The 14,165-nt window shown below is 35.0% G+C and carries 12 protein-coding genes; 6 read left to right on the top strand and 6 right to left on the bottom strand.

Annotated elements, in window-relative coordinates:
• Positions 1-7 precede the first annotated feature (7 nt).
• From SAUT_RS04815 to SAUT_RS04795, 5 genes are read right to left on the bottom strand one after another with little or no spacing between them, the layout of a single operon-like run.
• A complete protein-coding gene (locus SAUT_RS04815) occupies positions 8-1,453 on the bottom strand; it encodes a Mur ligase family protein (RefSeq protein WP_013326749.1) in 1,446 nt (481 codons plus the stop codon).
• Positions 1,454-2,188, bottom strand: coding sequence for an alpha/beta fold hydrolase (locus SAUT_RS04810; RefSeq protein ID WP_013326748.1), 735 nt, complete (start codon positions 2,186-2,188; stop codon positions 1,454-1,456).
• Positions 2,189-3,226 carry a D-alanine--D-alanine ligase gene (locus SAUT_RS04805; RefSeq protein WP_013326747.1) on the bottom strand — a complete coding sequence of 346 codons (1,038 nt, stop codon included), beginning with the start codon at positions 3,224-3,226 and terminating at the stop codon, positions 2,189-2,191.
• A gap of 13 nt (positions 3,227-3,239) precedes the next feature.
• Positions 3,240-3,809, bottom strand: coding sequence for a Holliday junction branch migration protein RuvA (gene ruvA, locus SAUT_RS04800; protein WP_013326746.1), 570 nt, complete (start codon positions 3,807-3,809; stop codon positions 3,240-3,242).
• A gap of 14 nt (positions 3,810-3,823) precedes the next feature.
• Positions 3,824-5,731 carry a flagellar assembly protein A gene (locus SAUT_RS04795; protein WP_013326745.1) on the bottom strand — a complete coding sequence of 636 codons (1,908 nt, stop codon included), beginning with the start codon at positions 5,729-5,731 and terminating at the stop codon, positions 3,824-3,826.
• A gap of 101 nt (positions 5,732-5,832) precedes the next feature.
• Here SAUT_RS04795 and murJ point away from each other — a divergent pair, with 101 nt between their 5' ends.
• From murJ to SAUT_RS04775, 4 genes are read left to right on the top strand one after another with little or no spacing between them, the layout of a single operon-like run.
• A complete protein-coding gene (gene murJ, locus SAUT_RS04790; protein WP_013326744.1) occupies positions 5,833-7,239 on the top strand; it encodes a murein biosynthesis integral membrane protein MurJ in 1,407 nt (468 codons plus the stop codon).
• Complete coding sequence (gene cysS, locus SAUT_RS04785; protein ID WP_013326743.1) at positions 7,226-8,626, top strand: cysteine--tRNA ligase; 1,401 nt, start codon at positions 7,226-7,228, stop codon at positions 8,624-8,626. The genes murJ and cysS overlap by 14 nt, the downstream gene beginning before the upstream one ends.
• Positions 8,627-8,633: 7 nt before the next feature.
• Entirely contained in the window at positions 8,634-9,587 is a 954-nt protein-coding gene (locus SAUT_RS04780) for a WD40 repeat domain-containing protein (RefSeq protein ID WP_013326742.1), read from the top strand.
• A gap of 12 nt (positions 9,588-9,599) precedes the next feature.
• Positions 9,600-10,514: a class I SAM-dependent methyltransferase gene (locus tag SAUT_RS04775; protein ID WP_013326741.1), complete on the top strand. Its 915-nt coding sequence runs from the start codon at positions 9,600-9,602 to the stop codon at positions 10,512-10,514.
• 7 nt (positions 10,515-10,521) lie between these two features.
• Here the strand turns inward: SAUT_RS04775 and SAUT_RS04770 are convergent, their stop codons facing one another.
• Entirely contained in the window at positions 10,522-11,082 is a 561-nt protein-coding gene (locus tag SAUT_RS04770; protein ID WP_013326740.1) for a DJ-1 family glyoxalase III, read from the bottom strand.
• 151 nt (positions 11,083-11,233) lie between these two features.
• Here SAUT_RS04770 and SAUT_RS04765 point away from each other — a divergent pair, with 151 nt between their 5' ends.
• Together SAUT_RS04765 and SAUT_RS04760 are read left to right on the top strand one after the other, a co-directional pair.
• Positions 11,234-12,136 carry an ABC transporter substrate-binding protein gene (locus SAUT_RS04765; protein WP_013326739.1) on the top strand — a complete coding sequence of 301 codons (903 nt, stop codon included), beginning with the start codon at positions 11,234-11,236 and terminating at the stop codon, positions 12,134-12,136.
• Positions 12,133-14,118, top strand: a complete 1,986-nt coding sequence (locus tag SAUT_RS04760) for a putative bifunctional diguanylate cyclase/phosphodiesterase (RefSeq protein WP_013326738.1) — start codon at positions 12,133-12,135, stop codon at positions 14,116-14,118. The genes SAUT_RS04765 and SAUT_RS04760 overlap by 4 nt, the downstream gene beginning before the upstream one ends.
• Positions 14,119-14,165 lie beyond the last annotated feature (47 nt).

Raw genomic sequence — 14,165 nt, 5'->3', positions numbered from 1 at the left:
AAAAATCCTATATAAAATTCGGTGCATCATTTGCAAAAAGTATGATGTCACCTGATTTTGTCTGATTTGCCAATACATCCACCATCGCTGATTTGTCTTTGAGCATTATTTTATTCTTTACATGTAAGTTCTTGTCAAACAGTTCCGCATTTAAAGAACCTGTAACTATAACAATGTCAAATACTTTGTTTATAGCTTCAATCAACTTCAAGTTTAACTCATCACTGCTCTCAACAAGCCCCGGCGTTACTATAACTTTTCTGCCTTTATGAAGTGAGCACAATCGTATGCCCTCAAGCATTCCGTCAATATTACCGTTATATCCGTCATCCAAAATGATTTTTCCGCCGGCTTTTATAAGCTGGAGTCTATGCTCAACCGGTTCTAAATTTTTCACAGCGTCTATTATTTCATCATCACTCAGCCCAAAGCTTTTTGCTATTCTTACCGCTACGGCGATATTCATCGTCTGAAATGCACCCAAAATATCTGTATGAAGATGAAGTGTTTTACCCTCTAGTTCAATATCAAAATCGGTACCTTCAAGCCCTGCATCAATGTTTTTAATTTCATCACCGAAAAAGGTCACTTTTTCATGCGGCTCATCTGTTACAGAAGTATGAATAAAAGCCTGTTTCAGTTTAGGTGACTGCATAATCTCAAGCTTGGTGGCTATAATATTCTTCAAAGATTTAAAATACTCTATATGAGCCTCACCGACACGCCCGACAACAACTGTCTGCGGCTCTAAAAATGTAGTGATTTCATAGATGTCACCACTCTGGCGTGCCCCTGCTTCACATACATATATCTCTGTATCTTGGGACAGATTATTATTTATATCTGCAATAATTCCGCCTAAAGTATTGACACTTCTTGGGGTCGCATAAACTTTAAATTTATGAGAGAGTATCTGTGCTGTAAAGTTTTTAATACTTGTCTTACCGTAACTGCCGGTGATACAAATGATTTCTAAATCTTTCATAGAGCGCAGTTTTTTCTTTGCCTCTTTCATATAAACTTTAAAAAGAAACTTTTCTATAATATAACTGCCGATGTAAGCAAGAGCCAAAGGCATAAACACACCATAAACGGCACAGCCTTGTTTGAGCGTACATAAAACATCTTGAAAAAGTGTCAAAGAGACTAAAAGAATTAAAAAACGTTTGACACGCCAGGTTAAGACCAGCTTTTTATCAAGCTTTTTATACCAGATAATAATACCCGGAACAAAGGCAAATATGAAAAATATAACAAAAAACTTACCCGTCGTATAGTAGGCTATAAAAGGAATAATAAAATATAAAATGTGCCAATGCGGTTTATGATGTTTAAATAGTACACGTTCTAACTTATAATCATACCATTGCAGGTTTGTAATTAAGTACCAGCCTAAAAGCGTTACGAAAAGCACATTGGTTACAAAGGCTGTCAGTGTTTCATACTCTTGCATTTATTGTCCCAGTGTTTCTAAAAAAGCAGTTTGTATTTTTGCAGAAATATCTTGTGCATTTTTCATAAAAAAGTAGTGATCGCCATCATAGGTTTCAAGTGTTGCATCATTTATAAGTGTATTTATTTTCTTTGCAGAATCCAGCGGTGTGGCTGTGTCATCTTTGCCCCAAAAAAGGAGTGCTTTTTCATCAAATTTTGCAAATTCGTCACTAAAATCTTCATTTACCACATTTTTAAAAGTTTGGTACATATACTCACTGAGCTCTTTTGCATCATTCGCTACAAAGAGTGAACGGAATTTGGACAAACCAAGACCTTTTAATGCTTTAAAAACAGCTATTTTTGCCTGCACCTTTAAGGACTTAGGTGTATATATACCTGCACTTGCGACTAACACCAAAACTTTCGGTTCAAGCAGCAATGCAACTTTTCCGCCAAAAGAGTGTCCAAGTATAATATCTTTAGAAGCATTCATATGAATCATCAGCAACTCTACTATTCTTGCCACATCAGCTGTCGTTAATGCCGCACTGCATGTAGAGTTGCCAAAACCCGGTAAATCTATATAAATATGACGAAAAGCACTCATATAAGGTGAAAATGTCTGCTTCATCAAGTTTTTATTGCTTCCCCAGCCGTGCAAAATAATCAAGTCGACTTTTGCCTCCGGGTTAACAATTTCATAACTTATATCAAAAGTGTGTTGATTGTGCTGAATAGACTTAACCGCCATCTATTTCCCTTTCGCCTGAGAAATTGAATGAATGTACTCGTAAGTCACTTTCGGGCGTTTTGAATGCGGCAGAGATGATGAAAGTTCTTCAAGAGATACAGCAAAGTCTTCAAAAAGGTAATTTGCCATGGAACCCGGTATAGGATTAATTTCATTGAGTAAAACTTCATCATTGAAAACAAAGAAATCACAGCGTATCAAAGCACCTTCAAACAAACCGCGATAAACTTTTTCAAAATTGGTTTTCAGACGCAGAGTCAGTTCTTCGCTTACATCTGCTGTAAGTACCTGCTCACTTCTTGAAAAATCCATATATTTTTTTTCAAAGTCTAAAAATTCTTCTTTATGCGGTTCTTCAACGATTGAGTAATGCATAGCTCCGTTTGCATAATAACCCGCCAAATTGTACTCTTTTACACCCTCTAAAAAAGGCTCTACTATAACCGTATCATCAAATTCAAAAGCAACATCCAGTGCATAATCAAGCTCGCTTTCATCTTTTACTATACTTACGCCGATAGAGCTGCCAAGAGAAGAAGGCTTTATTATAATAGGATAAGGTGTTTGAATATTACAATGTTCATTTTTATGCATCACTTCATACTTCACACTTTTTACGCCGATAGCTTCACAAAGATATTTTGTATAGCGCTTGTCATAGGAAAATGTACAGGCATCAACACGCGGACCGATGTACTTTATAGAGTAAAAATCAAGCAGTGCAGCTATTGTTCCGTCTTCTCCGTCAGCTCCGTGAATAAGATTTAAAACAACACTGTTGTATTCACTCTTTGAAAACATACTTTTTTGCACAAATGCACCCTGAGCAAGTGTTAAAACGGGCATCTTTTTATGCTCACCCTTAGAAAATGTAACTGCTTTCATTTTAGAAGCTTCTACCAAATAAAAAGTATGATCACTATCACAAAATATAAATGTCAGATCAAAATTTGATAATTTTTCTTTTAAAGTTATTGCACTGACTATACTGATTTCATGCTCGAAACTTGCACCGCCGAATAAAATTGTTAATTTCAATAGATATTTCCTTTTAAATTGTTTGAAGTTGTTTTAGTGCACCTTTTACAAGTGATGCTGTATCATCACCTTCACATGCACTCAATGCTTTTGAGATTTTATCTTTTTTAAAGCCTAGGGCTTCAAGTGCTTCACTGGCTTCATTGAATGCCTGTGAGGCTTGAGGCGTCGCACTGTCACCGAGTATTTCAGCATCAAAACCGTTAAGTTCTACTAAAATACGTCCTGCACTTTTAGGACCGATTCCCGGTACCTTTTTAACACCGTTGACATCTTTGTTATTTATAACCGTTGCAAATTGTGAAGGTGTGTATGTGGAACATATGGCCATCGCTACTTTTGGTCCTACGCCGTTAATTTTAATCAAACGAGAAAACATTTTTTTCTCTGACATATCCATAAAACCAAAAAGAAGCTGTGCATCTTCACGAATAATTTGCGTCGTAAATAACGAAACATCTTCTTTTGGCAGTGCAGAAAAAGTATGCAAAGAGATAAAAACTTCATATACTATACCTTGTACGTTTACATGTACATATGCAGGCTCTTTGTATTCAACTTTTCCGTGTAAACCAACTATCATACTTCATATATTCCTTATTCACTCATTGGGCGAATGACATACTCGCCTTCATCTAATTGCACCAGACCAAAGACCTGTTCATGGGAACCTTCCATAGGTTTGTAAACCACTTCAATCGGAGGGTCAACCAGCTTAAATTTAATTTCGTTATACCCAATCCATTTATCTCTGTTTATAATTCTTGCATCCAAAATGTTGTCTTGAAAAGACGAAGTTCTTGTTGTTAAAAGATTTAGCTGGTCTTGCGTCACTTCATACTCTGCTTTTAAATTCTTCACATTTTCCTGCATTGACTGAAACTGCTTATACTTTTTTACAAAAGAATCAGGCATTTTTACACCATTTTTCTTGTAATGCATCAATCTTTTTTTAATTTCTATAAAAGCAGGAGTAGCTTCTTTAATCAAATGAGTCTGTTTTTTCAGCTCTTGTTTGAGCTCTTTTAATTCTAACTCTAAATTTTCTATACTCTCTTGATTTGAATCTAAATCTTCTTTCGCATCTTTTTTTAATAAAGGATCAATAGTAAAGACGTTCTCACTGCCCTGGAGTTTTTGAATTTCTATTCGTTTCGTTGCAGTTGCTTTTACATGTGAGGCACAAATGTCTATGTCTATTTCCTTGCCCAGAATTATACCACCTAAAGCTTGTGCTACCTTTACCTTCTCACCTTGTATCTTTCCATGCTCAAGTCTGGTAACTCGAATATTTTTTCCATAGGCTTTGCCTTTATGGACATTTATTTCCAAATCATCTGCTTGCACAATCGCTGTTTTATGCGTCTGTCCATGTATTACAGCTTCTTTAGCAATAACTTTTGCATTGGAGCCGACATTCCCCTCAATATTGATTTTGCTTACTTCAACAATCATACCTGTACCTACAGCATCTTTGATTGCATCTGTCTCTTTTACGGAAATGTCGACATCGGAATCCACACCGCTTTGAATGGACCCTGTCGTTTTAAAACTAATTTCACCGACATCTACTTCATTTTTAATGACATACGTCTCATTCTCAAAAGCAATATAACCGTTTTCATTTGCATAGTATTTTATTGACTCTTCATCTTCTACCACTTTAATCGTACTGTCAACTTTAAATGTCGGTTCATGTTTAACAACAGGTTCAGAAGGATTCATATACTCCCCACGACAGTTTCTTCCCGGTTTTCCGAGCTTTGGCTTGATGTATTCTATAAGTAATTCATCTTTTTTGACACTTTGTATAAACCCTCTCGAGGCATAATCTATCTTTTCATTATCTTTTAGCTCTTTATTTTTTTCAAAATGTAGTATCAATGCATCATCTGTTGTGGGTGTTGGTTCAAACCCTTCTGCAATTAAATGTGTTTCACTTTTTTCAAACTCTAAATGCTGTGCAACCCTTATACGCGCAGAAATTTTTGAAACCACATCTGGCAGCATTTCATCAAAAACATACACAAGAATTCCGGCTCTTATTTTTTTCTTATTAATCAAATCTATAAAATTATCTTCAAATCTGGGGTTATAATCAATACTCGACCCGGCCGAAATACTCAGGTAAACTTTACATTTTGTTGCATTGGCACCGACAGCTGTTATAAAGTTTTTACAAAAATCTTCTTCTTGAACTCTTTTTGAAAAAACTTCCACTTCATATGTCTGTTTAATTTGGAAATCAGGATTCAGGTAGGTTTTCTCATCATCAAGCTCACGCAATTCATCTTGTGATACTTCTTTCCATTCTGTTTCTTGTTTATCACTTTTTATTCTTGTGTAGGTTTGAATATCAAGTATATTAAAATCAAGCAGTTCCGGCTTTATTTCATAAGACTTTGCTATATTAAATATCTCTTTAGCAACGTTTTGAGTTCTTATAACTGTCGGACGGACTTTTCTTGCTGTTTTAGTCTTTTTATCAGAGCCAAATAATGCCATAATTAAGTTACCATACTTTTTTTTAATTTTAGTTATAAAAGATTTTAACCAAAAATTTGTTAAAATTGTGTAAAACTAATATTATATCGACAAAGAAGCCTATGTTTAAAGCAATATTTACTAATAGTTTTGGAATTCTAACCTCCCGTGTGTTAGGATTTTTCAGAGACCTTTTAACCGCATCAGCTCTTGGCGCAAACATATACAGTGACATATTTTTTATTGCCTTTAAACTGCCTAATCTGTTTCGTAGAATATTTGCAGAAGGTGCTTTTACCCAAGTTTTTATACCTGCCTTTACGCGAAGCAGACATAAGGCTGTATTTAGTATAAATATATTACTTATTTTCTCTTCTATAATACTCCTGATAACCTTACTTGTAAACCTTGTGCCCGGACTTTTCACAAAAGCAATTGCCACAGGTTTTAATGCAGACACTATAGCATTGGCCGCGCCCTATGTTGCCATTAACTTTTGGTATCTTCCGCTTATATTTTTTGTCACCTTTTTAAGTGCCATGCTGCAGTATAGACACCATTTTGCAACCTCGGCATTTTCGACTGCCCTGCTAAATCTTTCGCTCATTGGTGCGTTGTACCTCTCACAAGACAAAAGCCAGAGCCAAATCGTTTATTATTTAAGTTTTGGTGTGGTTATCGGCGGACTGCTGCAGCTTAGTGTGCACTGTATCGCTATATATAAACTGGGGCTTACAAAGCTGCTTCTGGGCGGGCTGAAATACTTTAAAGCCAAATCAGCATCCATAAAAAATGAAACAAAAAAATTTCGTACAAACTTCTTTCCGGCTGTCTGGGGTAACTCTACAGCACAGGTTTCTGCTTTTTTAGATACATTTCTGGCTTCATTTTTAGCAACAGGCTCAATCTCTTACCTTTACTATGCAAACCGTATTTTTCAGCTTCCTTTAGCGCTTTTTGCCATTGCTACTTCTATAGCATTGTTTCCAAGAATCGCACGCTATTTAAAAAATAATGATGAAACAAAAGCTGTGGCAAACCTGCAAAAAGCTTTTTGGTTTTTGGCCTTTTTACTTACCCTCAGCACTATCGGCGGTATTATACTCTCACACGAAATTATCTGGCTTCTGTTCCAAAGAGGTGCTTTTGACGCACATGATACAAACAACACAAGCGCCGTACTGCAAATGTATATGCTCGGACTTTTACCTTTTGGCATACAAAAGCTTTTTGTTCTATGGCTTTATGCAAAAGAGATGCAGGCAAAAGCTGCAAAAATAGCCACTATTTCTCTTGTTGTCTACATTACTTTTGCCTTAGCTTTCATTGCCCCTTTTGGTGTGGCAGGTTTGGCACTTGCAAGCACCATAGGCGGTTTTATAAGTCTCTTTTTTACACTGAGGGTTTTTGGGATGCAAAACTTTTTTGCTATACTTCGTTCAAAAAATCTCATCTATCTGGCTGTAAGTTCTTTTGTTCTTATCGCATTACTACTACTTTTAAAGGAATACCTCCGTGCATATATTTGATTCTGTACAAAAAACAAAACGTAAATTCACTCCGCTTAAAGAAGGAAAAGTCTCACTCTATGTCTGTGGTCCCACTGTATATGATGATGCTCACCTCGGGCACGCGAAATCAGCTCTTGTATTTGATTTGCTCACGCGTGTTTTGAGGGCAAACGGTTATGATGTCACTTATGCCAGAAACATTACCGATATAGATGATAAAATCATTAAAAAAGCCATAGAGCAAAAAAAAGAGATAAAAGAAATCACAGACTTTTACACAGAGACTTTTCATACAGAGATGGAAGCTATCGGCGTTAAAAGACCTACCATTGAGCCAAAAGCAACCCACAGTCTTGAAGCTATGGTTGATTTAATACAAAAACTTATAGACAAAGGGCATGCCTATCAAACACCTGAAGGTGATGTTTACTTTGATACGGCGAGTGACAGTGAGTATTTGAGTCTTTCACACCGTATGCAAAACGAAGAAGACAAACAAGAACGTGTGGTAAGTTCAACATATAAAAAAAATCATGCCGATTTTGCACTCTGGAAAAGTGTCAAAGACAACAGCATTACATTTTCCAGTCCTTTCGGAGCAGGCCGTCCGGGATGGCATTTGGAGTGTTCTGCCATGATTGAAAAACATTTAGCATATCGTGATACGCCTTTTGCTATAGATATTCACGGCGGCGGGGCTGACCTGCTCTTTCCACACCATGAAAATGAAGCGGCACAGACACGCTGTGGAACCAACCATGCACTTTCAAACTACTGGATGCATAACGGTTTTGTCAACATCGAGGGCGAAAAGATGAGTAAATCCTTGGGCAACAGCTTTTTTCTCAAAGATGCACTCAAAGAGTATGATGGCGAAGTGCTTCGTTTTTATCTTTTAAGCACGCATTACAGAAGTAATTTCAATTTTAACACGCAGGATTTGGCAGCTTCAAAAAAACGCCTTGACAAGCTCTACAGACTCAAAAAACGTCTTTTTGGTCTTGCACCGTGTAGTGACGAAACAACCTTTAAAAAAGAGCTTTTAGAAGCGTTAAATGACGATATGAATGTATCTTCAGCCCTTGCTCTTATAGATGAGATGATAAGCGGTGCGAATGAAACACTCGATATATCAGGCAAACATAAACAGCTCAAGCGTGAGACAATGGCAAATTTGGCTTATATAGAAGAACTTTTGGGCTTTGGTGTAAAAAATCCTTTTGAGTATTTTCAATTCGGTATAGATGAAGATACAAAAGGAAAAATAAATTTCTTGATAAAAGCACGAAATGGGGCAAAAGCAGAGAAAAACTTTGAGTTAGCCGACACACTTCGAGATAAGATTTTATCATATGGTGTCAATCTTATGGATACCCCTCAGGGAACTTTTTGGGAAAAATTTTAGATAAACTATGCTCAAAATCATACTTTTATTCTCTCTATTTTCACTTTTACAAGCAAGAGAAATCAAACCGATTTTCAAATATAAATCTGTCGGTTTTGTAAATGATTTTGTTGTAGCATATAACAAATTATATGTGGCAAATGATGTAGGTGTCATAGATATATTCAACTTAAAAACAAAAAAAATACAAGAGCAGATACCACTAGAACTCGTAACGAGTGATACTGGTGAACTCCGTTGTGCAAACATTATAAGCATTGACTATAAAAACGGCAAAATTCTTGCTGTGAGTATTGGAAAAAATGCCTATAGAAATGTTTGGGTTTATGAAAAACATCAACTCAAAAAAATTATAGATGAGCGTGCAAAACTCAGTATAAAAGAGGCAAGATTTTTAAATGACAATAAAATTCTTCTTGCTACCTTTGCCTCGGAAATCCTTGTTTATGATATTTCTGAAAAGTATATAAAATATAAAAAGCATATTACGCAAAGTGCATTAGGAGACATTGTTTTAAGTGAAGACAAAAAAAGAGTCATTATGGCAGATGAAAGCGGCGAGGTCAGAATTTTAGATACAAACAGTTCAAAAACACTGCAAATATTTGATTCACAAAATGTTGACAATATATTTCATCTGGCCCATGCCAAAGGTGTAACCATTACTGCAGGACAGGACAGACGCGTCGGTGTTTATCAAAAAGGCAAAAGTGATTACCATATAAAGAGCACTTTTCTTGTCTACTGCGTCGGAATAACACCCAGTGGAAAAACGGGAATCTACTCCAGTAATGAAGCAGGTGATTTACAGCTCTTCGAAACATATACAAAAAGAAAAACAAACATACTAACCGATCACACTAGTACCGTTAATCAAATCAGGTTTATAAATGAAAAAGAACTCTTCAGCAGTGAAGCCGGTCCTTATATTTATCATTGGAAACTTGATAAACTTCCATAAAGGCATTTTAAAATGACACTTACACAACTGCAGCAGCATATAGAAAAAAATTCACTTACATGTAACCAAGAGTTTAAACGATTGTTTCACGGACGCGGCGGTCTTTATGAAGGATGGAATCATCTCACTGTGGACTCTATTGATGAAATACTCAGTGCTGCTCTTTATTTTGAGAAGGAGAATGAAATCGAGCTTATAGAAATGCTCAAAGAGTTTACATGTAACACTAAATATACAACACTTGTAGTCCAAAGAAGATACCTCAAAGATGCGCCGAGTGAAGTACTCATCGGTGAAGTACCTGAGGCGTTACATGTAATAGAAAACGGCATAAAAATCAAACTCAATCTTCTCTCAAACAAAAACAGCGGTTATTTCCCCGATATGAAAAACGGGCGTACCTTTGTTAAAGAAAATGCCAAAGACAAACATGTACTTAACCTTTTTTCTTATACCTGTGCATTTAGTCTTGGGGCAAAAGTCGGCGGTGCAAAAAGCGTTGTCAATGTAGATATGAGCAAAGGTGCTTTAAAAACAGGCATGGCAAACCACTCTTTAAACAATTTGGACCCAAAAGGTGTGAGTTTTCTACCTTATAATATTTTAAAATCTTTCTCTTCATTAAAAAGAAAAGGTCCTTATGATTTGATTATCATCGACCCGCCAAGCTTTCAGCGAGGAAGTTTTGAAGCTACAAAGGATTATGAAAAACTCATAAAAAAACTACCCCAGATTGCCGGTGAAAACTGCATAGTTCTCTCCTCTTTGAACTCTCCGGAACTTGAAAGCAGTTTTATAATCGATATGATGCGTGAGTGGGCACCGAGTTTCACATTTGTAAAGCGCCTACAAAACCTTCCTGAATTTGCCAGTGCGGATGAAAAAAGAAGCCTTAAAAACCTCATTTTTCAAAGAGATGTAAAATAAAATGGATTTATTTACAATATGTAGCTAAAAGACCCTCTTTTAGTGCCTTATATGTATCTTCACCTTTTAATTTTCTCGCGATTGCCAAACCAAAACATATTGCAGTACCCGGTCCGCGTGAAGTCATCACATTTTCATCTTCTACTACCATCGCTGTATCGCCCATATAACCCTCTTGGCGTATCTGCTCTTCTACAGATGGGTAGCATGTGTATTTTTCTTTTAACACACCTGCTTTGTTTAGAGCAAACGGTGCAGCACAAATTGCACCGATATTTTTGCCTTTTGCATCCATTTCACGCAGGAGTCTTTGTACATTCTCATCGTCTGCAAGAGCATGCGTTCCGCCCCATCCACCTGGAAGCACCATCATGTCTATCATATCAGAGTTAATATTTCTTATGTCATAATCAGTTTGAACTGTAATACCGTTTACACCCTTTATAAGCATATTTTCACCCAGTGATGCAACAAGCACTTTAATTTCTGCACGTCTTAAAACATCTATAATGCTCACTGCTTCTATCTCTTCAAATCCGTTTGCCAACGGTACCAAAACTTTACTCATAATACACTCCTTATTATAGAACTTTTTATAATTTTAGCATGAATTCATTAATAGACTCCTTGCCAAACTCCTTACAGTCTCAGAGAGCTAATAAAAAAGTTAAGTACAATTAAAGGACAAAGATATTAAAATATTCAATATAGGTTATTATATGTTAAATTTAAATATTGGAGATATTTTGATAAGATTACTGTTCATACTCATATCTATATTTTTCATCTTCAGTGCCTGCTCTTCAAAGCCGCAAAAGCAAATAATCATATCTACAAACCAGTGGATCGGGTATGCTCCTTTGTTTTATGCGTTTGAAAAAGGAGAGCTTAATAAGTTAAACATTAAAATAATTACTAGCGTCTCACTTGCAGAAGCAGCCGATTTGTACAATATTGGCAAGGCTAACATGGTAACTACTACTCAGCATGAATATAATGTTTTAAAAAATACCACCCATGACATTAAAGCAGTTATTTTAATGGATCGTTCAAACGGCGGAGATATGATTTTATCAAACAAATCTCTCGATGAACTGAAAAAAAGTAAAAAAATAGATGCATATCTTGAAGTCGATTCTATCAATCAGGAAATTTTACTTGATTTTCTCAAAAAAAATGCTATCAGTGAAGATAAAATAAATTTTATAAACAAAGACCAGCGACAAATTCAAGATGTTAAAAATGATAAAACTCAAGATATACTCATTGTTACCTACAGCCCTTATAACATTGCTTTAGAAAAAAAGAGCTTTAAAGAAGTTGCATCGACAAAAAATATCAACAGTATTATCGTCATAGATGCTCTGTGTGCAACAAATGAGATTATAAAAAGTGACAAGAAAAGACTTATTCAACTCAAAAAAATTATAGACAATGCAATAAAAACAATTGAGAATGACCCTGAAGCATCTTATAAAGTTATTTCAAAATACTTGTCAGGCTTAAGTTACAAAGACTATATTGACTCTCTTAGTTTGATAAAATGGATTAACAAACCATCAAAAGAGTTGTTAGAGTATATACAAAAATACGGTTATAACAAGGATGATATTATTCAATGAACTCCATTTCTATAAAAAGTTTTATTATTTCTACTATGTTTGTTGCTTTTTTACTTGAAGCTTATATTTTTTATAATTTTTTTGAAAATTCTAAAGCAAGTATCAGTAAACTCCTTCAAACCAGTATACAAACTGATATACTAAATCTCAAACACTATATGGAAAAAAATTTAAAACTAAAAGACATAAATGAAATTGCCTCACATATCGATAATATCATTATTATTAACCCTACAATCAAAGATATACATATACTAAATAACAATAAAAATCTTATTTACCACCCTAAACTCAGATATAATGGGCATACACATCAAGCACAAAAATGTCTTCCAATATCTGCCATCACGGCTGCAAATATCTTTAAACAACAATGCTACTCCTTTTCTATAAAAACTTTTCATAAACTGCGAACAAAATACTATTATGCAAATGTATATATAGATGAAACTTATATAAACGGACTCATCACAAAACAGATTGAAAAAACACTCATTACATTTCTCATAACTGCTTTAATTTTTTCAATATTTTTATGGATACTATTTAGAGCATACATTATAATCCCTCTTGAAAAATTGCATCAGTATGCCTACTACAGTGAAAATCCTCCGCGAAACTTTTTTATAAAAGAGATTGAAAGCATTCGCTTTTCACTTAGCATGACATTTAAAAGATTAAAGCAGGAACAGGAAGAACTTTATAATTTATCTACAAAAGATCCTTTAAGCGGACTTTATAACAGGCTTAGTCTTGTAGAAAAACTCAACTGGCTGATTTCAAAAGGAAAAAGAGATAAAAATGAATTTGCCATGATTTTTCTGGATTTAGATAATTTTAAAAATATAAATGATTCAAAAGGGCATGAATTCGGCGACAAAATTTTAAAGTATATTTCCGATATTCTCTTAAATGCGACAAGAAACAATGACATTGTATCCCGCTTGGGCGGTGATGAATTTGTTGTAGTTTTACCTGATTATAAAGATGAAAATAAAATTGTAGAAATTGCCCAGAGACTCAAAGAAAAACTCTCAACACCTTTTAAAATTGATAATGAAGATTATCAAATAACTGCGAGTATGGGTATTGCGATTTATCCTAAAGATGGAGATAATGTACAAACACTGCTCAAAAATGCAGATATTGCAATGTACAAATCAAAAGAACTTGGAAAAAATAACTTTCAGTTTTTTACGGATGCCATCAATAAAGCAGTTCAAGAAAAAATCAGCATGCAAAGAATCATTAAAGATGCTTTGAGTCAAAATCATTTTAAACTTTTTTACCAGCCTAAAGTAGATATAAAAACAAATAAAATAGTCGGATGCGAAGCGCTTATACGACTCATTGACCCAATAGAGGGGTTGATTCCTCCGTATCAATTTATTAGTATCGCGGAAGAAAACCTGAGTATTATTCCTCTTGGAGAATGGATCATACAAGAAGCAGCATCTCAGATAAAAAAATGGGAACACACGCCGCTAAGAAACATAAAAGTCTCCATCAATCTTTCAGGTGTGCAATTTAAAGACCCATACCTTTTGCAAAAATTACAAACTTATACGCAAGAGATTGACAGAAGCAAATTTGATATAGAATTAACCGAATCTGTACTTATTGACAATTTCAACAAAAGGCTGGATATTATCAAAGGCATAAAAGAGTTGGGTATTTCACTCTCTTTGGATGATTTCGGTACGGGGTATTCCTCTTTGTCGTACCTCAAAGATATTCCTTTTGATACACTCAAAATCGACAAATCATTTATAGATAATCTTTATACGAAAGATGATTTAACATTTGTAAATATGATTATAGGCATTGCAGAAGATTTAGCACTTAATGTAGTTGCTGAAGGTGTTGAAACAGAGGAGCAGCTCAAACTCCTTAAAGAAATAAACTGTGAGTTATATCAAGGATATCTTTGTTCCAAACCAGTTGTGCCAAAAGAGTTTGAGGAGTTATTTATCTTAAATTGAGTATAATCTACTAGACTAAGTCTAATCATTTTAAATAAGTGGATAAC

It is taken from the genome of Sulfurimonas autotrophica DSM 16294, assembly GCF_000147355.1.
GTDB lineage: Bacteria > Campylobacterota > Campylobacteria > Campylobacterales > Sulfurimonadaceae > Sulfurimonas > Sulfurimonas autotrophica.
Note: the sequence above shows the minus strand (reverse complement) of the source record. Positions and strands in the feature narration are given on the sequence as shown.